This window comes from Martelella sp. UBA3392, assembly GCF_002358775.1.
GTDB lineage: Bacteria > Pseudomonadota > Alphaproteobacteria > Rhizobiales > Rhizobiaceae > Martelella > Martelella mediterranea.
Window position 1 is genome coordinate 38562 of the sequence record NZ_DEPM01000158.1, and the last position, 1981, is coordinate 40542.

General features: G+C 65.8%; 3 protein-coding genes. All 3 read left to right on the forward strand.

Translation table 11 applies throughout. The features are described 5' to 3' along the window. Positions 1 to 898, forward strand: an 898-nt coding sequence (locus B4E36_RS12010; protein ID WP_345900390.1) for a PLP-dependent aminotransferase family protein, incomplete at its 5' end; no start/stop codon positions are given. A gap of 175 nt (positions 899 to 1073) precedes the next feature. Beyond that, positions 1074 to 1568: a cupin domain-containing protein gene (locus tag B4E36_RS12015; RefSeq protein ID WP_345900391.1), complete on the forward strand. Its 495-nt coding sequence runs from the start codon at positions 1074 to 1076 to the stop codon at positions 1566 to 1568. After that, positions 1565 to 1981 (forward strand): YbhB/YbcL family Raf kinase inhibitor-like protein (locus B4E36_RS12020; RefSeq protein ID WP_345900392.1); only part of this gene is annotated, 417 nt, incomplete at its 3' end. The genes B4E36_RS12015 and B4E36_RS12020, both read left to right, overlap by 4 nt.

Consider the following 1981-nt stretch of genomic DNA (forward strand, 5'->3'; position numbering starts at 1 on the left):
CACGCGCGGCAGCCAGATGGCGCTTTTCCTGGCGGCAAAGGCGGTGGTGAAGCCCGGTCAGGCGATTGCCGTGGAAGACCCCGGCTATCCGTTGGCCTGGGAGGCCTTCAGGGCTGCGGGCGCTTTCGTGCGCGGCATTCCTGTCGATGCGGGCGGGCTGTCCGTGGCGGCCCTCGAGGCGGCGATTGAAAACGATCCGCGCATCGCTGCCGTCTATGTCACGCCGCATCATCAGTATCCGACCACGGCGACCATGGGCGCGGCGCGGCGGCTACAGTTACTGGATCTGGTCGAGCGCCATGGTATCACGCTGATCGAGGACGATTACGACCACGAGTACCGGTTCGAGGGGCGTCCGGTCCTGCCGCTTGCGGCCCGCGCTCCGGCAGGCCTGCCGCTGATCTATGTGGGGTCGCTCTCCAAACTGCTCTCGCCCGGCATTCGTCTCGGCTATGCGGTGGCCCCGGAGCCTCTGCTTTGCCGCATGGCGGCCGCGCGCGCGGCGATCGACCGGCAGGGCGATGCGCCGCTCGAGGCCGCGCTGGCGGATCTGATCCGCGACGGCGATCTCGGTCGTCACGCGCGCAAGGCGCGCCGCATTTATCGCGCCCGCCGCGATGTACTGGCAACGGCGCTGTCGGCGCATCTTGGCGGGCGGGTCGTCTTCGACAGCCCCGCCGGCGGGCTGGCCCTTTGGCTGCGGTGCGTGGACGTTTCAGCTGAAATCTGGATGGAGCGCGCCGGTGCGGCCGGGCTTGCGCTTCTGCCCGGAACCCGCTTCGCGCTGGAGCGCCCAGCGCCGCAAGCCTTTCGGCTCGGTTATGCGGCGCTGGACGAGGCTCAGATCGCCCGCGCAGTGGAAATCTTCGCGCGAAGCCTGCCCGGTTCCCCAGCCTGAAACGCAAGCCAGGCATGCCTCGGTGAGGAGGGATCGACAACGCGCTGCCACAGCCCGGCGATGATGAGGCATGTCGAATGAGCATCCCTCCAGATGGCATGAGAAGCGCTCATTTGTGTTCGCCTTCGTTTACTGGCCTTTTCGCTGACAGATCGAAACCAGTCAGGCAATGACAATGCTTCCACTCGTAACCCTTCGGGCGCTGGCGCTCCAGACACAATCCCATGGCGAAGCCTATGAAGCCCGGCTGGCGGCTGTGGCGGGCCCGCTCGGCGCGAAACATCTCGGCGCTCGCTGTGTCGAGATTTCTCCGGGCAAGAAGGCCTGGCCCTTTCATTGCCACCACGCAAATGACGAGCTCTTTGTCATTCTGGCGGGGGTCGGTGTGCTGCGATATGGCGAGGAAGAACATGGGGTGAGCGCTGGTGATGTCGTCGTTTGCCCCGCCGGCAGCGTTGAAACGGCGCATCAATTGCGGGCGGGAGGCTCCGAACCGCTTTGCTATTTGGCGATCAGTTCGATGAATGAGCCCGACGTCCTGGAATATCCCGATAGCGGCAAGGTGGCGGTTTTTGCTGGCTCCGCCCCGGGTGGGGAGAAATCCGCCCGACGCCTGGAACTGACCGTGAGGAAAAATGCCGCAATCGGCTATTGGGAGGGGGAAGAATGAAGCTGCGACGAAACAAGGAACATGCGCTTGCCGCCAACCCTGCCTGCCGGGCGCTGACGCTTCTCGCCGCCGCTGCCCTGCTGCCTACATCAGCGCTCGCGATGGAGCTGACCAGTCCATCCTTTGATGACGGCGGCAGGATTCCTGACCGTCATGCATTGCGCGGACTGGGATGCCTTGGCCAGAACGTCTCGCCCGCCCTCGACTGGAGGGACGCGCCGGAGGCGACGAAGAGCTTTGCCGTGACCATGTTCGATCCCGATGCGCCGACCGGAAGCGGCTGGTGGCACTGGGTGCTGGTTAACATTCCCGCCGATGCGACCGGTCTGGCCGAAGGGGCGCGGCCGGGAACGGCGATCGCCACGCGGACGGATTTCGGCATGGCCGGATACGGCGGCCCCTGTCCGCCGGTC

What these genes read in the sequence shown, in the direction of transcription:
- B4E36_RS12015 (WP_345900391.1), top strand. Translation starts at nt 1,074, where the DNA reads ATGCTTCCACTCGTAACCCTTCGGGCGCTGGCGCTCCAGACACAATCC.